At 71.8% G+C, this 19,988-nt stretch carries 16 protein-coding genes and 1 tRNA gene; 10 read left to right on the top strand and 7 right to left on the bottom strand.

Annotation, left to right across the window (positions count from 1 at the left end; translation table 11 throughout):
- The first annotated feature begins 200 nt into the window (after window positions 1–200).
- From ACFUC1_RS08935 to ACFUC1_RS08915, 5 genes are read left to right on the top strand one after another with little or no spacing between them, the layout of a single operon-like run.
- Window positions 201–818: a hypothetical protein gene (locus tag ACFUC1_RS08935; protein WP_379118783.1), complete on the top strand. Its 618-nt coding sequence runs from the start codon at window positions 201–203 to the stop codon at window positions 816–818.
- Window positions 818–2,362, top strand: coding sequence for a Mu transposase C-terminal domain-containing protein (locus ACFUC1_RS08930; RefSeq protein WP_379118822.1), 1,545 nt, complete (start codon window positions 818–820; stop codon window positions 2,360–2,362). The genes ACFUC1_RS08935 and ACFUC1_RS08930 overlap by 1 nt, the downstream gene beginning before the upstream one ends.
- Window positions 2,359–3,102 carry an AAA family ATPase gene (locus ACFUC1_RS08925; RefSeq protein WP_379118781.1) on the top strand — a complete coding sequence of 248 codons (744 nt, stop codon included), beginning with the start codon at window positions 2,359–2,361 and terminating at the stop codon, window positions 3,100–3,102. The genes ACFUC1_RS08930 and ACFUC1_RS08925 overlap by 4 nt, the downstream gene beginning before the upstream one ends.
- A complete protein-coding gene (locus ACFUC1_RS08920) occupies window positions 3,099–4,448 on the top strand; it encodes a hypothetical protein (RefSeq protein ID WP_379118779.1) in 1,350 nt (449 codons plus the stop codon). Before ACFUC1_RS08925 ends, ACFUC1_RS08920 begins: the two co-directional genes overlap by 4 nt.
- Window positions 4,445–5,251 carry a multiprotein-bridging factor 1 family protein gene (locus tag ACFUC1_RS08915; RefSeq protein WP_379118777.1) on the top strand — a complete coding sequence of 269 codons (807 nt, stop codon included), beginning with the start codon at window positions 4,445–4,447 and terminating at the stop codon, window positions 5,249–5,251. The genes ACFUC1_RS08920 and ACFUC1_RS08915 overlap by 4 nt, the downstream gene beginning before the upstream one ends.
- Before the next feature lie 60 nt (window positions 5,252–5,311).
- Here the strand turns inward: ACFUC1_RS08915 and ACFUC1_RS08910 are convergent, their stop codons facing one another.
- From ACFUC1_RS08910 to nrdR, 4 genes are all read right to left on the bottom strand, one after another.
- Entirely contained in the window at window positions 5,312–5,956 is a 645-nt protein-coding gene (locus ACFUC1_RS08910; protein WP_379118775.1) for a hypothetical protein, read from the bottom strand.
- Window positions 5,956–7,548 (bottom strand): hypothetical protein, encoded by a 1,593-nt coding sequence (locus tag ACFUC1_RS08905; protein ID WP_379118773.1) that lies wholly within the window; start codon window positions 7,546–7,548, stop codon window positions 5,956–5,958. Before ACFUC1_RS08905 ends, ACFUC1_RS08910 begins: the two co-directional genes overlap by 1 nt.
- 331 nt (window positions 7,549–7,879) lie before the next feature.
- Complete coding sequence (locus ACFUC1_RS08900) at window positions 7,880–10,807, bottom strand: vitamin B12-dependent ribonucleotide reductase (RefSeq protein ID WP_379118771.1); 2,928 nt, start codon at window positions 10,805–10,807, stop codon at window positions 7,880–7,882.
- 102 nt (window positions 10,808–10,909) lie between these two features.
- Complete coding sequence (gene nrdR, locus ACFUC1_RS08895) at window positions 10,910–11,422, bottom strand: transcriptional regulator NrdR (RefSeq protein ID WP_379118769.1); 513 nt, start codon at window positions 11,420–11,422, stop codon at window positions 10,910–10,912.
- 525 nt (window positions 11,423–11,947) lie between these two features.
- On the opposite strand from nrdR, the gene ACFUC1_RS08890 reads away from it, so the two are divergent.
- On the top strand, window positions 11,948–12,577 hold the full coding sequence (locus ACFUC1_RS08890; RefSeq protein ID WP_379118767.1) for a GNAT family N-acetyltransferase: 630 nt from the start codon (window positions 11,948–11,950) through the stop codon (window positions 12,575–12,577).
- 67 nt (window positions 12,578–12,644) lie between these two features.
- Window positions 12,645–14,711 (top strand): hypothetical protein, encoded by a 2,067-nt coding sequence (locus tag ACFUC1_RS08885; RefSeq protein WP_379118765.1) that lies wholly within the window; start codon window positions 12,645–12,647, stop codon window positions 14,709–14,711.
- A 33-nt stretch (window positions 14,712–14,744) separates the two neighbouring features.
- Here the strand turns inward: ACFUC1_RS08885 and ACFUC1_RS08880 are convergent, their stop codons facing one another.
- Window positions 14,745–15,182, bottom strand: a complete 438-nt coding sequence (locus ACFUC1_RS08880) for an SRPBCC family protein (protein WP_379118763.1) — start codon at window positions 15,180–15,182, stop codon at window positions 14,745–14,747.
- A gap of 47 nt (window positions 15,183–15,229) precedes the next feature.
- On the opposite strand from ACFUC1_RS08880, the gene ACFUC1_RS08875 reads away from it, so the two are divergent.
- Window positions 15,230–16,351 (top strand): winged helix DNA-binding domain-containing protein, encoded by a 1,122-nt coding sequence (locus ACFUC1_RS08875; RefSeq protein ID WP_379118761.1) that lies wholly within the window; start codon window positions 15,230–15,232, stop codon window positions 16,349–16,351.
- Window positions 16,352–16,525: 174 nt separating this feature from the next.
- On the opposite strand, the gene selB is transcribed toward ACFUC1_RS08875, so the two are convergent.
- Window positions 16,526–18,319: a selenocysteine-specific translation elongation factor gene (gene selB / locus ACFUC1_RS08870; protein ID WP_379118758.1), complete on the bottom strand. Its 1,794-nt coding sequence runs from the start codon at window positions 18,317–18,319 to the stop codon at window positions 16,526–16,528.
- A 35-nt stretch (window positions 18,320–18,354) separates the two neighbouring features.
- Window positions 18,355–18,450 (bottom strand) — tRNA-Sec (locus ACFUC1_RS08865).
- Window positions 18,451–18,651: 201 nt separating this feature from the next.
- Here ACFUC1_RS08865 and selD point away from each other — a divergent pair.
- Window positions 18,652–19,641 carry a selenide, water dikinase SelD gene (gene selD / locus ACFUC1_RS08860; protein WP_379118756.1) on the top strand — a complete coding sequence of 330 codons (990 nt, stop codon included), beginning with the start codon at window positions 18,652–18,654 and terminating at the stop codon, window positions 19,639–19,641.
- Window positions 19,638–19,988: rhodanese-like domain-containing protein (locus tag ACFUC1_RS08855; RefSeq protein WP_379118754.1), on the top strand; the 351-nt coding region annotated here is incomplete at its 3' end. The genes selD and ACFUC1_RS08855, both read left to right, overlap by 4 nt.

The raw sequence follows: 19,988 nt of genomic DNA, 5'->3' as shown, positions 1-19,988 counted from the left end.
CCTGCAACGCACCGAATGTGCCCTGCCTGCAACTAAATGCGTCCGGTCTACTACTGGATTCCGCCGTGCGACCGGCACCGTCCTTCGACGACAACCGCTCGACTGGACCCGGTCGATGCCCCGATGCGATGTCGGTGGCGTCGGCTTGCATGTGCAGTGGGTCGAGCCGAGCACCACTACGCATCTGCGAGGAGCAGACGATGAACGTACCCGAGTCGGCCCCTGCGGCCGCCGACACCGACCCGACCCGTGGGCTCGCTCAGCGCAGCGCCACCGTCATCACCGAGCTGTGGGCGCAGGACGGGCCCCCGATGACCGGTCCGGTTCGCATGTGGGAGCCGGAGCGAGTGCTCGAGGTGAGCGGGCGGGTCCACGCGGCCTGGCCGCAGCGGCCGCGCGGCCGCTTCGCCACCGCTGCCGTGCAGCGGCTCCTGGGCACCGTCATCGGCTACAGCCGGCTCCTGCACCCGCCGCTGGGTTGGAGCCTCGTCCCGGCCGCCGGCAACGACGCACCGTCCGCCCCGGCCCTGCTGGTGTGGCGAAACGACCAGAGCGGTGACGTGGTCGCCGACATCCTGCGGACACCGGTGCAGTGCGCTCCCCTGCTCGACCACGCGACCCAGCAGGCGGTAGCGCAGTGGGACGGTGCCGCAGCGGCGACCCGCGTGGTCCACCTGTCGGCGCCGCGACGCACCCACGTCCAGATGAACGGGCGGTCGCACGCCCGGTTCGACCTGCACCCGGAGAGGGTGTGGGACGAGCTGACGCGCGAGCCCGCCCTGGCCGTCGCGGTCGAGTCCCGGACGGGGGTGGCGTGATGCTGTCCCTGAGCCAGCGACAGGCTGCCGTGCAGATGCTTGCTGCCGAGGCGCGCCCGGACGGTTCCGTCCCGTCGTCGGTCGTGCACCGCGTCGCGGCCGCGTTCGGGGTCTCACCCCGCCAGACCCACCGCTACTGGGCCCAGCACCGCGCCGCAGCCACGCAGCTCGACGCCGAGACCGAGCCGGCGAACGAAGTCGAGCTCCTCGCCGGCGACGCGCACGTCGAGCCTCATGACGGTCCGTGGTGGAAGCACCCCACCGTCCTGTCCACGCTGGCCGGCACCGGCACGCTGAAGGAGGCGTGGGAGCAGCTCAAGGACGACGCGCAGGTCGGCGTTCCGGGGTACGTCGCGTTCACCCGCACCTTCAAGAAGCGCACGCACTCCGCCCTGTACGCCACCGTGACCCGCCGCGGCGGACGGGAAGGCTACATCGGGCACAGCCTTTTCCTGAACTACACCGCCCCGCACCGCAACGCGGTCTGGCAGGCGGACGCACAGCAGATTCCCGTCGACGTCACCACCGCCACCGGCGTCCAGCGCATCAAGCCGTGGCAGACAACGTTCATCGACGACGCCACCCGCGTGGTCGTGGCCACCGTCATCACCGCCAGCCAGCCGACCGCGGCGGACGTTGTTGCCGCCATCGCCGCGGGCGTCCGCGGTACCCAGCTCCCGGACGGCACCCGCATCGGCAGCCTGCCCGAGTCCATCCGCTGGGACAACGGCAAGGAGTTCCTCAACGAGGCGGTGAACACCGCGTGCGCACGGCTCGGCATCAGCCCGCAGGCGTGCGCACCCTTCACGCCGTGGGAGAAGGGGAAAATCGAGCGCTGGCACCTCACCAGCCAGAGCGAGCTGTACGACCGGCTGCCCGGGGCCACGCACGGCCCCAGCACCTTCACCGGCACCCAGCCCTGGCGCAACCAGCTGGACCGCGTCCTGACCTTGCAGGAGCTGACGCTCCGCGCGCTTGCCTGGGTGCAGACGTACAACTGCGAGCGTCATCACGAAGTCCTGAAGACGACGCCGGCCGCAGCATGGGCTGCCGACACCACTCCCCTGACGTTCCTCGACCCGGCCGTGCTGCACCAGTTCTCCCTCGCCGTGCCGAAGGAGCGCACCGTCAACCGGGACGGCATCAGCGTCGGCGGCGTCAAGTACCTCGCGGCCGCCCTGGGCGGCATCGTGCGCCGCAAGGTGCAGGTGCGCGTGCTGCCCCACGACAACTCGGTCATCGCCGTGTTCCACGACGGCAAGTTCGTCTGCGAGGCGTACCCCGCCGCGTCCCTGGACCACGAGGAGCGGCGCAGCATCCTGGCCGGGCGCAGGGACAGCTACGAGGAAGCCCGCGTCCACGTACGAGCGGCCGCCGCACGCCGTAGTCAGGCAGCGCGCATCGCCGCCGAAGACGCCGAGGTCGACGCAGCTGCCCAGCAGACGCCGCCGGCGCGGCGCGACCCCAACGACTGGGACATCGCGCCCAGCGACGACGCCTTCCTTGCTCTCATCCGCGACCAGCACGACGGAGACACCCCGTGACCACGCCTTCGACCATCCCGGGCCCCGACCCCTTCGGCTCGGTGCCGACCAACGCATTCCAGAAGGCCCAAGCCGCTCTTGCGGCGACGGTCGCGGTCAACGACATCGCCGCCGTGTACGGGCCCCCCGGGAGCGGCAAGACCCACGCCGTCCGCCACTTCATCGACAACCACCCGGCCATGGAAGGACGCGCCAGTCACTGGCTGCAGATGTCCTACCGGCCAACCCCCAAGGAGCTCGCCGTCCGGCTCACCCGCGAGTTCGGCGCCAACCCGGGCCGCAAGCCCCAGTACGAACTGACCGACCTCATCGTCGAGCACCTCACCGGCAGCAACCGAGTCATCGTCATCGACGAGGCGCACCACCTGCCGAGCTCCGGGTTGCAGTACCTGCGCTACCTCAAGGACCGCGGCGGACCCACCTGGACGCTCGTCATCGTCGGCTCCGACATCGACCGAGCGCTCAAGAGCGCCGGCGAGCTGCGCAGCCGGGTGTCGTCCGCTGTCGGGTTCGGCCCGCTCACGGGCGCGAACCTGCTCACGGCCCTGCGCCAGCTGCACCCGAGCCTGGCCGCGCTGGACAACCAGACCCTGCGCGACATCGACAACAAGTTCCCGCGCGGCAACTTCCGCGACTGGGTGCACTTCACTCGCCACGCCACCCGCCTGGCCGCAGGAGGCGCCATCACCCCGCAGGTCATCGCGGCCACCCTGTCCCTGTGCTTGGGAGCGAACCGATGAGCGCCGTCGCCGCACCCGCCGCAGCAGCGGTGGACGCCAGGAACGCGCTCCTTTCCGCCGGAGGCGGCATCGTCGCGGTCCACGACCACGACGGCGTCCTCGCCCGCCTGTCCCCCGAAGCGCTCACCGACCCAGCGGCCGGCGTGGTGGCATTCCGGGTCCGCCCCGGCACACGCCGCCCCGGCTGGCTCCCCGCCGACCTGCACACCGCCCTCGGCGCCGACCAGCGCCTGACCGGCTGGGGACGCCCCGGGGAAGGCGACTGGGCACTGGCCGCCACCGCCGCACTCGCCCAGAACGTCGGGCACATCCTCGTCCTCGACGCGTGGCTGCTCACGCCAACTCTGCTCCGGGACCTGCTCTCGAACCTGCAGTCCACCGCGGCCGCACTTTGGCTCGTGGGCCGCGGCGCGCTCAGCGACGACCAGCACGACGCCGTCACCGAGTGGGTCGCCGACCTCACCGACCCCCACGACTTCCTTCGTGCGTGGGCCGACAGGCCGAGCCTCATCGCAGAACCCGGTCGGCCCCTCCCCGCCCCAACGCCGGCACCGGTCACACCCCCGGAAGACCTGTCCGACCCGTGGCCGCACCGACTTCCCGACGACGACTTCACCACGTTCCGTGCCACCTGCCGCGACCTGCTCGAGCCCACCCAGTTCACCGCGCTCGACGAGCACTTCATGGCCACAGCCGTGACCGCCAGAGCCTGGTTCGCTGAGCACCTCACCCGCGTCACCCTCACCGACGAGCAGAACGTGGCCGCGCGCCTGCACCAGGTGTGGCAGGACTCCCCCACCATCCCGCACTTCCTCACCGCACTGAAGGCGCACCAGGTCGCCGCGTTCTCCCTCGGCTGGTTCCTCAAGGTCGACCGCGACCAGTTGCTTGGCACCGTCGCAGTCAGCCCGCGACGCGCAGCGCGAACCCCGGCGTTGTGGGCGCGGCTCGGTGGCTACGCCAGTCCCCACCGCGGTGCCGTGTGCGCGCTCGTCGGCGCCGGCCTCGACGTCGCCGACCTTGGCGACGTCCTGGTCGAGTCCGTCATCGACGCGGGCAGGACCGTCATCCTGCCCTCGGGGCGACGCCTTCACATCGAAGAGGGCGCACACCGCCTGGTGCACGCGCAGAAGCTCGCCCGGCACCTCAACGGCGCCCACGGCGACGACCCCCTCGTCACTGACCCCGACGGCCGGCCGCTGAGCGAACGTGCCGCCGCAACAGTGGTCATGACCGCGCGGCTCGAGCTCGGCCTGAACCTGACCGGCCTACGCGTCGAACGTCGCAGCCCAACCGGAGACCGCTGGGCCTCCCGGTGGGGCATCAGCATCCAGGAACTCACGTGACCACCCACCAGCCGCCGCGACTGTCCCGCCAGCGCATCCGCGACCGCCGGCTCGAGCTCGGCCTGTCCGAACGCGAAGTCGCCGCCCACTGGGGAGTCAGCACCGCCGTCGTCCGCAGCGTCGAGAACGGCTCCGTGGCCACAGACCTGACCCTCGGCCAGGTCGCCAAGCTCGGCGCCATCCTCGGCCTGGACCTGACCGAACTCCTCGACACCCAGCACGGTCCCGACGCGCCTTCGGCCCCGGCGTCAGCCGCTGACGACGCTGCCGTGGTGGGTTCGCTCCTCGCCGACGTCCGCGTCCTGGTCCCCGTCGAAGGGCTCGCCGAAGCCCTCGGCTGGAACCTGGACCGCGCCCGGAGCGCACTGGACAACCTTGACGCCGGGCTGCGCGGCGTCGGCATGCGCATTCACCGGTTGCACCAGGACGTGCGCATCGCCCGCACGGTCACGACAATCGACCCGAAGACGCTCGAGGGCTTCTGGCGCATCCATCTGGCGCGGCGCAGCATCACCTCCGCGCAGGCGCGCTTGCTCCGACTCATCTGCGACGGTGTCGTGGACCTCGGCAACACCAAGGACACGCACAAGGTTCGCCTGCCGGAGCTGCGCAACGCCGGCCTCATCGAGGCCGCGGATGCCCGAACCGGAGCGTCAGCCGGCTGGGAACCGACCGAGGCCGTGCGGTTCAGCCTCCTCCTCGACGAGCTGCCCAGGACCAGGGACGTGGCCGCGCCCGCGAAGCCCGTGCCAGCGCACCGGGCGGCCCTGAGGGGCGGGAAGTTGCCTGCCAAGCAGCCGTGAAACGAGTGAGGTCCGGCCAGCTCGAGCCTGCCCCCGCGGCTGGCCGGACCACTCGCGTCGTCAGGCGCTGGGGTTCAGCTCGGTGGTGACCGTGGAAGCCGCGGTCCCGTGCGCCGCGACCGGACGGGTCGGGATGACGCCGTGACTACGAAGCCGCCACCGCAGGAGCGGAGGGATGAACACCCAGCGGCGCCAGCCGAAGCGGTAGCGCAGCGCGGTGCACCACTTGTCCACGAAGGGGTCGACGTCCACGGGCGGCATGGTCGGTCCGTCCGACAGGACCATTGCGGCACCGTTGTCGGCGTGGGGACGCCGCCACGCTGCCTGCGTCGCCTGAGCGACGACCGGACGCAACTGCCTTGTGATGGCGGCGTACGCCTCCCCCATCACGGGTGACTCGCCCACGACCCACGCGCGACGGCACGCCAGCGCCTCCTGTGAGTCGTGGCCACGACCTACCAAGGCGGCACGCGTCTCCGCGTCGTCCGCCGAGCGGCGGGCGACGCGGTACGGGAACTCGGCCCATGCGACCAGCGCCGCGGTGCTCGCAGCGTAGCCGTCCCGAACCCGCTCGTCGCGCTTGGAGCCACGGTCGAACAGCTTGCCGACGATGGCACTCACGACCCCACTGCCCAGGATGAGCGAGATGACGAGCCACACGACACCCTTGCCGTCCTCGCCGATGAGCGCACGCAGGAGGTCCATCACCGGGACCACTTCCTCAGCGCGCGGCGCATCGCCTCGCTGGCGACCGGCCACACGACGCCGCCCGTCGGGAGCCCGTGCGGGAGCTCCTCACCGGGCCAACTGCCCTCGCGGCGGAAGACCTCCTCGGCGAGGAGGTGCAGGCGCACTCGCGTGAGGAGCTCCTCGAGTCCGTCTTCCCAGAGCCACAGCAGGCTCGGGTCGTCCCCGGGGTACTGAAGGCACAGGGCTCCCTTGCCTGCGTCGTTGCGGTGGCGCCAGGTGCGGCCCCGCTGAGCGATGGGGTACACGAGCACCTGGTGGTCGCGGGTGGCCACGACCCGGACCCGCTCGACTGCGAAACCCTCGTCAGCAGCGTCGGGCAGCGGCAGCAGGTCGAGCTCGAGCTTGACGGCGTACCCGTCACACAGGCAGCTGGCGAGGACGTCGCGGACGCCCCACACCACCTCACCGGACGCCACCTGCCGTGCGACGCGGTCGGGGTCGGACAGGAGGGAATCCATGGACGGCGAAGCGGTGCCCGCGTTCTGCTTGCCCGGGCTGCAGAGTTCGTGGGCGGCCTGCACCTGCTCGTCGGCGGCCACCGCCCGCCAGGGCCGGGCCGGCCGCGCGTTGCCGGGGACCGTCGTGAGCCGACCATCCGCGGTCACGGAACCGCCGATCTGGCCCACCGTCTTGAGGCGCTCGACGAAGCTGAACGCCTCGGTCGGGAACAGGTCACCGAAGACCTCACGCCAGATGCGGATGGCCTCGACCTTGTCGCCGGCGCTCTCCAGACGCACGGCTTCCACGGCCTTGCGGCGGTTCTCCTCGAAGAACCGCAGAACGTCGGCACGGTCCGCGCCCGACCACTTGGCGGTGAGGTCGTCCTGTGCGAGCCCGAAGTACGGCCCGCCGAGGCTTGCGGTGGCGGCGGTGAAGATGGCCACCATGGCCTGCTGCGGGTTCACCTTCTTCGTCACCGCGTCGTAGGCCAGCGACTCCACGAGGAGTCCGCACACGAGGTCCTTGATGTGGGGGTTGCGGTCGAGGGCGTGCTTGGCTTCGCGGACCTGGTTGACCCAGACCCCACCGCACTGCTGGTTACGGTCGGCGACCTTGTCGCGCAGCCGGCGGACGTCCGACAGCTTGGTCCACTGGTCCTTGTCGCGGTCGGCGATGTACAGCCACCCGTCGTCGGGGCTCTCGGTCTCGAAGGCCGGCACGAGGTCGACCGTGAAGTCGACGCCGGGGATGGTGAGCTGCAACGCGTGCGCATGCGCCTGCTCCACGTCGAATGCCACACCTGGGAGGATGTTCGCGTCGACGATGGCGTTGCGGAACGCGCTCATGGCCCACTCCGACATGCCCGGCTGCGTGCGCTGGTCCGCGAGACGGTCCGGCAGGACGATGACGATGTCGACGTCCTTGAGCGGGGGCCGCATCGTCTTGCGACCGAACGAGCCCTGCAGGAGCCGGGACTGGCACAGTCCTGCGTCCCGCAGGCACTGCTCCAGCTCGGCGGCGAGGGACCGCGCCTGTGCAGTCACCTCGGGGTCGAGCTTCAACTTCTTGTCGAACGCCTTGAACGCGTCGAAGACACTGCTACTCATCAGAATCGTTCCTTTGTTTAGTGACTCGCGTAACACGCCGAAAATCTGGACGCGAACGACAGGAACGTGGTCTGATGAGCGTGGAAGTTTTGCAGACCAAGTTCTGCCGACGATGCGCCCGGTTCCCGCCGGGCGCATCGTGCTTTTCCGGCACTTCTTCTCTTCAGTTGTTGTTCACCAACGCCCACCGCCCCGACCCCCACGAAGGGGGCCGGGGCGACTGCGTTGTCGTTGTTATCGCTCCGAGAAGCGATAACGGTAAGAACTGTCACTCACGCAACTGCGTGACACTCCGCGCAACTCGTGCGTGACATTTCCGCGCAACTCGTCATCAGCTGCAGCCGCTGGTGCTGCCGCAGCCTTCGCAGACGTAGCAGGAGCCGGCGGGGCGCATCTTCGTGCCGCAGGTCATGCAGATCGGGGCGTCGGCGGCCTTGCCCTGGAACTTCTCCAGGAGCTCGGCGGACGAGTGGACCTCGACCGAGACCTCGCGGGCGCTGGCGGCGCCCGCACCGGACTTCACCGCGTCGGCGGAGAGCGCCTTGCCCTCGACCTTGGCCTCGTGCTTCGGCTCGGCCTTGGCGACCGGCGTCGACTGCGACAGGGTCTCGAACTCGGCCTCGGCCTCGTCCTCGTCCTCCGCCGCGGCCTCGAGCTCGTACGAGCCGGTCTCGAGCTGGTGCGCCCGCTCCTCGGCCGTGTGGATGCCCATGAACGACCGGGTGTCGAAGTCCAGGTAGTCCAGCGCCAGCCGGCGGAACACGTAGTCCATCAGCGACTGCGCCATCCGCACGTCCGGGTCGTCGGTCATGCCGGCCGGCTCGAACCGCAGGTTGGTGAACTTCTCGACGAAGGTCTCCAGCGGCACGCCGTACTGAAGGCCCACCGAGACCGCGATCGAGAAGGCGTCCATCACGCCGGCCAGGGTCGAGCCCTGCTTCCCGAACTTGAGGAACAGCTCACCGAGCTCGCCGTTCTCGTACGTGCCGGCGGTGAGGTAACCCTCGGCCCCGCCGACCGCGAACGAGGTGGTCTGCGACTGGCGACGCTTGGGCAGCCGGCGCCGGACGGGCCGGTACTCGACGACCTTCTCCACGACCGGGGCGGCAGCGTCGGCGGCCTTGTCCGCAGCCTTGTCCTTGGCGGCCGAGCCACCGTCGGACAGCGGCTGGCCGACCTTGCAGTTGTCGCGGTAGACCGCGATCGCCTTGAGGCCGAGCTTCCAGCCCTGCAGGTGAACGTCCTCGATCTGCTCGACCGTGGCGTCCTCGGGCAGGTTGACCGTCTTGCTGATCGCGCCGGACAGGAACGGCTGGACCGCCGCCATCATCCGCACGTGGCCCATCGGGCTGATCGCGCGGGCGCCCATCGCGGTGTCGAACACCTCGTAGTGCTCCGGCTTGAGGCCGGGGGCGTCGATGACGTGACCCTTGTCGGCGATGTACTCGACGATCGCCTCGCTGGTCTCGTCGGTGTAGCCGAGCTTCTTCAGCGCGCGCGGGATGGTCAGGTTGACGATCTGCATCGACCCGCCACCGACGAGCTTCTTGAACTTCACCAGCGAGAAGTCGGGCTCGATGCCGGTGGTGTCGCAGTCCATCATGAAGCCGATGGTCCCGGTCGGGGCCAGCACCGACGCCTGGGCGTTGCGGTAGCCGTTCTTCTCACCGAGCTTGACGACGTCGTCCCACGCCTTGGTGGCGGCCTGGTGGATGCCCTTGTCCATCACGTCGAGCGTGCGGATCGCATCGTTGGCGGCCTGGTGCTTGCGCATCACGCGCTTGTGGGCGTCCGCGTTGCGGGCGTACCCGGCATACGGACCCACCACGGCGGCGATCTCGGCGGAGCGCTTGTACGCGGCACCGGTGAGCAGCGAGGTGATCGCGGCGGCGAGCGCACGGCCACCGTCGGAGTCGTACCCGTGGCCGGTCGCCATGAGCAGCGCACCGAGGTTGGCGTAGCCGATGCCGAGCTGGCGGTAGTCGACCGTGGTCTTGCCGATCGCCTCGGTCGGGAAGTCGGCGAAGCAGATCGAGATGTCCATCGCGGTGATGACGAGCTCGGCGACCTTCTGGAAGGTCACGGCGTCGAACGTGTCGTCGTCCTTGAGGAACTTCAGCAGGTTGAGCGACGCCAGGTTGCACGAGCTGTTGTCGAGCGACATGTACTCCGAGCACGGGTTTGACGCGGTGATGCGGCCGGTCTCGGGGTTGGTGTGCCAGTCGTTGATGGTGTCGTCGTACTGCAGGCCCGGGTCGGCGCACTCCCACGCCGCCTTGGCGATCTTGGTGAACAGCTCGCGGGCGTCGACCTCCTCGATGACCTCACCGGTCTGGCGGGCGCGCAGCCCGAAGGTCGTGCCCTCCTCGACCGCACGCATGAACTCGTCGCTGACGCGGACCGAGTTGTTGGCGTTCTGGTACTGGACGGAGGTGATGTCCTTGCCGCCGAGGTCCATGTCGAAGCCGGCGTCGCGCAGCGCGCGGATCTTGTCCTCCTCGCGCGCCTTGGTCTCGACGAACTCCTCGATGTCGGGGTGGTCGACGTCGAGCACGACCATCTTGGCCGCGCGACGGGTCGCACCACCGGACTTGATCGTCCCTGCGGACGCGTCGGCGCCACGCATGAAGGAGACCGGGCCGGAGGCGGTGCCACCGGAGGAGAGCAGCTCCTTGGAGGAGCGGATGCGGGAGAGGTTGAGGCCGGCGCCGGAGCCGCCCTGGAAGATCTTCCCCTCCTCCTTGTACCAGTTGAGGATCGAGTCCATCGAGTCGTCGACGGCGAGGATGAAGCAGGCGCTGACCTGCTGGGGGCTCTTGGTGCCGACGTTGAACCAGACCGGGGAGTTGAAGCTGAACACCTGGTGCAGCAGGGCGTAGGTCAGCTCGTGCTCGAAGACCTCGGCGTCGTCCGCGGATGAGAAGTAGCCGTGGTCCTTGCCGGCCTTGACGTACGTGAGCACGACGCGGTCGATGAGCTGCTTGAGGCTCTGCTCACGCTGCGGGGTGCCGACGGCGCCACGGAAGTACTTGGTGGTGACGATGGTGGAGGCGTTGACCGACCAGAAGTCGGGGAACTCGACACCGCGCTGCTCGAAGATGACCTCGCCGGTCTTCCAGTTCTGCTGGACGACGTCGCGCTTCTCCCAGGTGACCTCGTCGTACGGGTGCACACCGGGGGTGGTGTAGATCCGCTCGACCTTGACTCCCTTGGAGGAGTTCTTGCGCGCACCTGCACGTGCGCCTGCCGTTTCGGTCATGGTGTGGGCCTCCCTGGTCCCCTGGGTGTTGCGTTGGTTGCAATGGTTTCAACGAGCACCGACAGCCGGTGCGGGCGATGGTCAGGCGGGCATGCCGCGGGCCTAGCCCGGCGGCATACCGGCCTTGCTCTGGTGGTCCGGAGCCGTCTGGGGCTCCTCGCCGGTGGCGTCGCGCTCGGCGCGAAGCAGGGTGATGGCGGCCTCGAAGTCCTCGAGGGTGTCGAAGGCCTGGTAGACGCTCGCGAAGCGCAGGTAGGCGACCTCGTCGAGCTCGCGCAGCGGCCCGAGGATCGCCAGGCCCACCTCGTGGGCCTCGATCTCGGCCTGCCCCTGCTGGCGGATGCACTCCTCGACGCGCTGGGCGAGGAGGGCGAGGTCGTCCTCGGTGACCGGGCGGCCCTGGCAGGCCTTGCGGACGCCGGCGAGGACCTTGGCGCGGCTGAACGGCTCGCTCACGCCGGAGCGCTTGGTCACCGTGAGGCTCGCGGTCTCGATCGTCGTGAAGCGGCGACCGCACTCGGGGCACTGGCGACGACGGCGGATCGAGCTGCCGTCGTCGGTCGTGCGCGAGTCCATGACGCGGGAGTCGGTGTGCCGGCAGAACGGGCAGTGCATACCGGTCTCCTCCCCTGCTGATGTGCCCGTCCCGGGGTGTCTGTGGCCGGTCGTGCGGGCCGGCGCCTGGGGACGGACGTGTGGACTACCTGTTGAGGACCTGTGGGTAAGTGGCTTCGTCCTGTGCACTACATGTGGATGAACTACAACCGTGTAACCACTAGATGTAGGGATAGTCTGCATCGCCGGCGGCGGCGATGCAAGTTGTTCCGGGAAACTCCGCCGTTCGTCCGAGGCAGTCTGCATCGCCGCAGGTCAGCCGCCTGGGGAGGCCGTGCACGACACGCCAGAAGTGGTGTCCCTGTGACTGGTGTGACGGTGGAGGCACCACCAGATGTGGTCCGCGGCGGTGCACCGCTCCCCCACATCTGGTGGGCCGCTCCCCCACATCTGGTGACGCCCTCGGACCGGAGGTCTGCGCACAGACGAGCGTGTGACTGCGCAGGGAGCGGATCCGTGCGCAGTGGGACGGACCTGTGTGCACAGACAGCGGTCGTCGGGCCACGGAGGTGGTTGGCTGGCGCCATGACCGCTGCCAGGGGGACGCAGAGCGCCACGACCGCCGACGCCGCCTGGGAGACGCACCCGGTGACGCCGGACCGCTTCGAGGACTTCGCGGACGTCGTGAACCGGTACCGCCGGGCGACGCACTGCTGGTGCCTCTCGCACCGCCTCACCGCCGCCGAGGTCCGCGAGCTCGGCGGCGACGGCCCGACCGCCCGCGAGCAGGCCATGCGCGCCCTGTGCGAGCGGCCGAACCCGCCGGGCGTGGTCGCCTACCGCGACGGGGTGCCGGTCGGCTGGTGCAACATCGGCCCGCGGTCGGAGATCACCCGCCTCGCCCGCTCGAAGCTGATGCCGCCGGTCGACGACCGCCCCGTGTGGAGCATCGTCTGCGTGGTGGTCCGGTCGGGCCATCGCAGGCAGGGCGTCACCACGCAGCTGCTCGAGGGTGCGGTGGCGTATGCCGCGAGCCGCGGTGCGCCCGCCGTCGAGGCCCACCCGGTGGACACCGAGGGCGGACGGATGGACCTGACGATGGCGTTCGTGGGGACGAGGGCCATGTTCGAGCGGGTCGGGTTCGAGGTGGTGGGGACGACCGCCGCGACGGCGAGCGGGATGCCGCGCCTGGTGATGCGCCGCGAGCTCGCCTGAGACAGGCTTCCCGCCGACTGGGGGCGACGCGGCCACCCGTGTCAGCGTGCTGGGTCATACTGCGCGCATGCATCTGGGGGGAAGCACCCGGACCGCGGCCCTCGCACTGGCCGCTGCCACCGCGCTCGGCGCCGGGACGACCGTGCTCGCGCCGAGCCCAGCGCTGGCCGCGGGCGGCCTCGGCGAGAGCGGGACGACCCGCTACGTCGTCTCCGAGGACGGCTCCCCGGTCCAGGTCACGCAGACCGTCACCGTGACCAACGAGGAGCCGCCGACGGCGACCCGGTACTTCTACTGGACCGGGTACGGCGTGTGGCTGCCGAGCGCGGTGGGGTCGCTCAGGGGTACCTCGAACGGGTCGTCGATCCCCGTGACGGTCGTCCGGCAGAAGGGCCAGTACTACGCCGACATCAGCTTCCCGAGCGAACTGCGCTACGGCCAGACCCGCACCGTCACCCTGACCTACACGATCCCCGGGTCGCCGGTCCGCTCGTCGCAGCCGGGGCGCGTCGGCAAGGGGTATGCCGCATTCGACGTCTACTCCCCCGGCGACGCCGGGCGGGCGACCATCGAGGTCGTCTCCCCGCGCTGGATAACCCTTGACCTCGGCCTCCCCTACACCGAGTCGGGCAGCGGCGACACCCGCGTCGCCACGATCCGCGGGGGCGGCCCGGAGGGCCTGTGGACCCAGATGTCCCTGCGCGACCCGTCCCAGATCGTCAAGCACGACGTGCAGGTGGGCCCGTACTCCTTCTCCCTCCAGGCCTTCCCCGGTGACACGGGCTGGTCCTCCTACATCGCCGGCCGCCTCCCCAGCTCGGTCACGACGCTCGAGCGGCTCACCGGCCAGCCGTGGCCGAACCGCTCGACGACGATCACGGAGGACTTCAGCGGGCAGGTGTACGGCTGGGACGGCAGCTACGAGCGCGGACGCATCGACGTCTCCGAGGCGCTCGACCCGGCTCTGCTCGCGCACGAGCTGTCGCACGCGTGGTCCAACTTCGACCACCTCGACGACCGCTGGCTCACCGAGGGCCTGGCCCAGGAGCTGGCCACCGAGACCACGGCGGCGACCGGGCAGAAGGACACGAGCCACCCGAGCGTCTCCCCCACCCAGGCGTCGGCGTTCCCGCTCGCGGACTGGCAGGGCTCGACCCGGGCAGGCTCGGCCGAGGACTACGCCTACCCCGCGTCGTGGCAGGTCGTGCACGACCTCGTGGCCGGCAGCACTGCGGTCCCGCGCCCGCAGCTGATCAAGGCCCTCACGACCACGAAGACGATCTACGACGCCCCCGGCGAGCGCACGATCACGACGCACGCGACGACCTGGCGCCAGGCGTACGACCTCTTCGAGGTGCTAGGTGGCAACACCGGCACCCGCGCCCTGATGAGCCGGTGGGTGCTCGACCCCGAGGGCAAGGCGCTCCTGCCCGCGCGTGCCTCCGCCCGGACCGCGTATGCCGCGCAGGACGCCGCCGACGGGGCGTGGTCGCTCCCGCGCGGGGTCCGGACGGCGATGGCGGACTGGGACTTCGCCCGGGCCGGGCGCGAGCTGGCGCTGACCCGCGCCCTGGGGCCGCAGGCGAAGGCCGCCCAGGCCGCGGCGACCGCAGCCGACATCGACGTGGCGCCGCTGCGCACTGCGTACCAGTCGGCGCAGGGGGCGGCCGAGTACCGCGAGGTGGGGGCGAGGCTTGCCGCGTTCGCGCGGGAGGCGACGGCTCTCCGGTCGACACGCTCGGAGGTCGACTCGGCGGGTCCGCTCGCACGGCTCGGCGACCTCGTCCTGCAGCCCCGGGCGGACCTCGACCGGGCCGAGGCCGCGATCGCCAAGGGCGACACCGCCACGGCGGATGCCGCGCTCGCGGACGCACGCACCGGCGCAGCTCGCGCAACGCTCGTCGGCGCAGGTCTGCTGCTGGCTGCGGTGCTGCTGATGCTGGCGCTGGTGCTCAGCCTGCGCCGGGCCACCCGCCGCGGCCGCCGGCGTGACCGGCGCACGACGGGTGCGCCCGCTGCGGACGGCGGTCCGGCTGGCGGTCCGGCAGGCGGCCAGCCCTCCGAGGGCGACGGACCGGCGCCCGTCACGCACGCGGGCGTCGAGGGTGGTGACGCGCGACCGGCGGCAGGATGACCGACGGTCTCGCCGGAGCGCGTCGCGACGGGGTCAGGCTGCGGGTCGGGCGCCTGCCTCGCAGCGCTGCTTGAGCCCGGCGGCCTCCATGGCCAGGTACCGGTCGGTCAGGTTGCCGTAGAGCCACTGCACGACCGACCCCAACGGGCCGCCCTGCTCGATCGACAGCCGCACCCGCGTCCCGCCGCCGGGCAGCGCCTCGACCGAGTGCCGGGCCGTGGTGCGCACCCCGGGGGACGTGCTCACCCAGGTGAAGTGGTCGACCGGTTCGATCTCGGTGACCGTCCAGTCGACGGTGGGCAGCTTGGGCTGGCTGATCTTGGCCTGGGACCCGGTCCGCAGCGGACCCTCGTCGACCCGGCGCACCCACCGCATCGACGGCGTCCAGTCGGGCCAGTGCTCGACGTCGGTGACCACCTCCCACACCCGGCTCGGCGGGGCCGCGACGTCGATGGTGGTGCTCTGCTCCATCTCCCCATGGTCGCGCAGAAGGCCCCGAGTTCCTACAGGATGAGCCCATGGTCAGCGCCTTGGACCGCTCGCGCGTGCTCGCGCTGCGGATGGCCACGCAGCGGCTCTCCTCGGCCCCCCTGGCCACCGCCGCGGACGTCGTGGAGCTGCTCACCTGCGTGCAGAGCCAGGAGCGCGACCACGCCTTCTACTCCCTCGCCATGCGCTCGCGCCGCTCGACGTATGCCGCGGTGCGCCGGGAGCACGACGCCGGCGCCTTCCTGCGCACCCACATCCTGCGGCCGACGTGGCACTTCGTCCGCCCGCAGGACCTGCGCTGGATCCTCGAGCTGACCTCACCGCGCGTGCTGGCCGGCATGGCGGGGCGCCACCGCCAGCTCGGGCTCGACGAGCCGGGGCTGGTCGACACGGTGATCGGGCAGACCGCAGAGCTGCTGCGCGGCAGGCACTACCGGACCCGCGCCGAGATCGGGACGGAGCTGACCCGTCTCGGCTCCCCCGTCGGCCCCGGCGAGCGGCTCGGCCACCTGCTGCTCGTCGCGGAGCTGCGCGGCGTGATCTGCTCGGGCCCGATGCAGGGCCCCCACCACACCTACGCGCTCGTCGACGAGGTCGTCGCGCCCACCCCGACGAGGGACCGGGCGGAGGCGCTGGTCGAGCTGGCCCGGCGCTTCTTCACCGGGCACGGCCCCGCCACGGTCAAGGACTTCACCCGCTGGTCCTCGCTGACCGCCACCGACACCAGGACGGCGCTGGCCGAGCTCGGTGACGACCTCGAGCAGGTCGAGGTCGAGGGCCAGGCGCACTGGTACGACCCGGAGGCCGTGCCGCGGCGCAGCCCGGCCGCGCCGACGGCATACCTCTTCCCCACCTACGACGAGGTGGTGCTGACGTACCCGACCGTCGGGTTCCCCGCCGCCCCCGACCACCCGTACGCGGTGCGGCCCGACCCGTTCTGGGCGATGGTGCTGTCGGACGGTGAGAACGTCGGCCTGTGGAAACGGACCGTCGCGGCGGGCTCCGTCGAGGTGGACGTGCGGCTCGCGCCCAGCCTGCCGCGCGCGCGACGCACGTCGGTGCGGGTGGCGGCGCAGCGGCTCGCTGCCTTCCTCGAGCGGGACCTGGCCTACGCCGAGAACAAGGGCACGCCACCCCCGTGGCGCGGCTGAGCGGCTGACCTCGGACACGGAGGTCTGTGCGCAGACCAGCGTGGCTGTGAGCAGGGAGCGGATCCGCGCGCAGTGGGACGCAGGTCTGTGAGCAGACGAGCGGGCACGCAGCGCAGCGGGGCGCGACGCGACGCGGAACCGGGACGCAGGTCTGTGAGCAGACGAGCGGGCGCCTCAGCGGCGGACGACCTCGCGCAGGGTGCCGTCGACGCGACGCGTCCAGCCCCGCCCGTCGAGGTGCTCGAGCAGCGGGATGACCACCCGCCGGGTCGTGCCGAGCGCGCGCCGGGCGTCGCTCGCCGTGAACGGCTGGGGCAGCGCGGCGAGCCGTCGCATCGCCTGCGCAGGCCCCGACGGCAGGAGCACCACGTCGTCCGGGAGGCGCAGCACCCGACCCAGGCGCTGCGCGGCGGCGAGCTGACGAGGACCGAGCCCTGCGGCCTCCAGCTCCGGTCGCTCGGGCGCCGCGAACGGGTCCTGCTCCAGACGCGCCTCGATCGCCCGCAGGCCCTCCTCCGCCTCCCCGAGCGAACCGGCGACTCCGGGCAGCCACACCCGGCCACCGCGGACCTCGAGCCCGGCCGTCGAAGCGGCCAGCGGCACCAGTGCCACGTCGGGTATGCCGGCCTGCGCGCGTGCCGCCTCCACCGGCAGCGAGGGGTCGAGTGCCTCGGCCTGCGCGCGGGCGCGGACGGCGTCGCCGAGCGCAGTGGCCCACCCGCGCAGGGCGGAGCGGTCGAGCAGCCACTCGCCCTCGACCACGACGTCGGGGTGCGTGGCGGACGGGTGGGCGGCGGACGGGTGGGCGGTGGACGGGTCGAGCCCGAGGGCTGCTGCGTGCGACCGGCGCATCGCACCGCGGCGGCCGACCTCCGTGGGCAGGTCGGGGACACCGGTGTACGCGGTGAGGGCCTCTCCCCGGCGACGGCCGTCTCCCCTGCGGCGCAGGGCCGGCGGGTCGGCGTCGAGGACCAGGGCCCCCACGAGCAGGCGGTGGCCGCCGGGCTCGCGCAGGATCGCGCGGTCGCCGGCCACGAGCGGCAGGGGGTGCGGCAGCGTCAGCCGCGCGGCGTCCCCGGCCAGCGGGCGCAGCCGCGCCTCCACGGCGACCGTGCCGAGGTGCAGCGTGACGGTCCCGGGCAGCTCGGCGGGGTCGGTGCTCGTGCGCACGTCGAGCGTCGTCGTCGGGTGCCAGGCACTCGGGGTCAGCAGGGGCGTCCCGCGCGGGACGTCCTCGGGGGTGACGTCGCGCAGGTTCACCGCCACCCGGGCCACCGCGGCCACGGCCTCCTGCGGTCGTTCGAGCGACTGCAGGCCGCGGATCCGCAGGCGCCGGCCGCCCACCTCGACCTCGTCGCCGACCCGCAGCGTGCCCTGCTCGAGCGTGCCGGTGACGACGGTGCCGGCACCCTTGATGCTGAAGGCGCGGTCCACCCACAGGCGCACCCGCGCCCCCGGGTCCGGCGTCGGCAGCCCGGCCACGAGGTCGTCGAGGTGCTCGCGCAGCGCGTCCAGCCCCTCGCCGGTCCGAGCGGACACGGCGACGGCCGGGACCTGGCCCAGGGAGGTGCGCGCGAGCCGCTCACCCGCATCGGCCAGGGCGGGTCCGGGGTCGGCGAGGTCGCTGCGCGTCACGACGAGCAGGCCGTGTGAGAGGCCGAGCGCGTCGACGGCGGCGAGGTGCTCGGCCGACTGCGTGCGCCAGCCCTCGTCGGCGGCGACGACGAAGACGACCGCGGGAGCCGGACCGAGGCCGGCGAGCATGTTGCCGATGAACCGCTCGTGACCCGGCACGTCGACGAAGGCGACCTCCTCGCCCGAGGGCAGGGTCGTCCACGCGTAGCCCAGGTCGATGGTCAGGCCGCGGCGGTGCTCCTCCGCCCATCGGTCCGGCTCGATGCCGGTGAGCGCGCGGACCAGGGTCGACTTGCCGTGGTCGACGTGCCCGGCGGTGGCGAGGACGTGCACCTGCTCTCCTCCTCGCACGAGGGCCGGGACGACTGTGGCGGAGGTGGACGGGAATCGAACCCGCCAGACCGAGATGCTCGGTCTCACCGGTTTTGAAGACCGGGGGGACCACCAGGAACCCTGACACCTCCGCGGCCCACCGTAGTCGGCGATCCTGACCGCTGCCGCCGCGGCCCGGCGTTCCCGATGTCGTGCGAGGAACGAACCTGGGGTTCGGATATCCGAAACCCGGGTTCGTTGTTCGGTCAGGGACATGTCCGGTGCGCGCGGCAGCTCGTCGACGCGGGGCCGTCGGGCTGCTTGGTTGCAGGGGGCGACCTAGAGTCGAGGCCATGACCACGGCCTCGGCGCTGCGCCTCACCCAGTTCGCCCACGGCGGCGGATGTGCCTGCAAGATCCCACCGGGCGAGCTCGAGGACATGGTCCGCGACCTCGTCGGCGAGGGCTCGGAGGACCTGCTCGTCGGGCTCGACGCCGGGGACGACGCCGCCGCGGTCCGGATCGAGGGCGACATCGCCGTCCTCGCCACCGCCGACTTCTTCACCCCCGTCGTGGACGACGCCTACGACTGGGGGCGCATCGCCGCGGCCAACGCCCTGTCGGACGTGTATGCCATGGGCGGGCGCCCGGTCGTCGCGGTCAACCTGCTCGGCTGGCCCCGGGACACCCTCCCGGTCGAGCTCGCCCGCGAGGTGCTGCGCGGCGGCCTCGACATCGGGCGCGAGGCCGGCTGCCCGGTGGCCGGCGGCCACAGCATCGACGACCCGGAACCCAAGTACGGCATGGCCGTCACCGGCGTCGCCGACGCCGGGCGGCTGCTGCGCAACGACGCCGCCAGGGCCGGCCAGCCGATCTCGCTCACCAAGCCGCTCGGCGTCGGGGTGCTCAACAACCGGCACAAGGCGACCGGGGAGGTGTTCGAGCAGGCGATCGCCTCGATGGCCGCGCTCAACGCAGCCGCGTCACGCGCGGCGCTCGACGCCGGGATCGAGGCGGCGACCGACGTCACCGGGTTCGGCCTGCTCGGCCACCTCTACAAGATGGCGCGCGCCTCGGGTGTGACCGCGGTCGTCGACGCGGGGGCCGTCCCCTACCTCGAGGGTGCCCGCGAGTCCCTCGCCGCCGGCTTCGTGCCCGGCGGCAGCCGGCGCAACCTCGACTGGGTCCGCCCCAGCCTGTCGGCCGCCGTGGACGACGACGAGCTCGTCCTGCTGGCCGACGCCCAGACGAGCGGCGGGCTGCTGCTCGCGGGTGAGGTGCCGGGCGCGCCCGTCATCGGTGAGTTCGTGCCCCGCGGCGACGCCGTGCTGGTGGTCCGGTGACCGTCCAGGACCGCCTCGACACGGCCGTCGGCGTCGACGCGATGCTGGCCCGCGCCCGGGCCGGGCTGCACCGGCTGACGCCGCACGCGGCATACGAGGCGGTGCAGGGTGGGGCCCTGCTCGTGGACACGCGCACGGCACCCCAGCGAGCCCGTCAGGGCGAGCTTCCCGGCGCGCTGGTCATCGACCGCACCGTGCTGGAGTGGCGCCTGGATCCTTCGAGCCCCTGGCGCATCCCGGAGGCAGGCGACCCGGGTCGGCTGGTCGTGGTGCTGTGCCGGCAGGGCTACAGCTCGAGCCTGGCCGCGGCGTCGCTGCAGCAGCTCGGCCTCGACGCCACCGACGTC

The sequence above is a fragment of the Pedococcus sp. NPDC057267 genome (assembly GCF_042668795.1).
Lineage (GTDB): Bacteria > Actinomycetota > Actinomycetes > Actinomycetales > Dermatophilaceae > Pedococcus.
This window is presented reverse-complemented; position numbering and strand designations above follow the sequence as displayed.

Coding starts and splice junctions, on each gene's coding strand:
- ACFUC1_RS08885 (WP_379118765.1), top strand. CDS start 12,645: ATGCATCTGGGGGGAAGCACCCGGACCGCGGCCCTCGCACTGGCCGCT.
- ACFUC1_RS08900 (WP_379118771.1), bottom strand. CDS start 10,807: ATGACCGAAACGGCAGGCGCACGTGCAGGTGCGCGCAAGAACTCCTCC.
- ACFUC1_RS08920 (WP_379118779.1), top strand. CDS start 3,099: ATGAGCGCCGTCGCCGCACCCGCCGCAGCAGCGGTGGACGCCAGGAAC.
- ACFUC1_RS08905 (WP_379118773.1), bottom strand. CDS start 7,548: ATGAGTAGCAGTGTCTTCGACGCGTTCAAGGCGTTCGACAAGAAGTTG.
- ACFUC1_RS08880 (WP_379118763.1), bottom strand. CDS start 15,182: ATGGAGCAGAGCACCACCATCGACGTCGCGGCCCCGCCGAGCCGGGTG.
- ACFUC1_RS08935 (WP_379118783.1), top strand. CDS start 201: ATGAACGTACCCGAGTCGGCCCCTGCGGCCGCCGACACCGACCCGACC.
- nrdR (WP_379118769.1), bottom strand. CDS start 11,422: ATGCACTGCCCGTTCTGCCGGCACACCGACTCCCGCGTCATGGACTCG.
- ACFUC1_RS08910 (WP_379118775.1), bottom strand. CDS start 5,956: ATGGACCTCCTGCGTGCGCTCATCGGCGAGGACGGCAAGGGTGTCGTG.
- selD (WP_379118756.1), top strand. CDS start 18,652: ATGACCACGGCCTCGGCGCTGCGCCTCACCCAGTTCGCCCACGGCGGC.
- ACFUC1_RS08875 (WP_379118761.1), top strand. CDS start 15,230: ATGGTCAGCGCCTTGGACCGCTCGCGCGTGCTCGCGCTGCGGATGGCC.
- ACFUC1_RS08890 (WP_379118767.1), top strand. CDS start 11,948: ATGACCGCTGCCAGGGGGACGCAGAGCGCCACGACCGCCGACGCCGCC.
- ACFUC1_RS08930 (WP_379118822.1), top strand. CDS start 818: ATGCTGTCCCTGAGCCAGCGACAGGCTGCCGTGCAGATGCTTGCTGCC.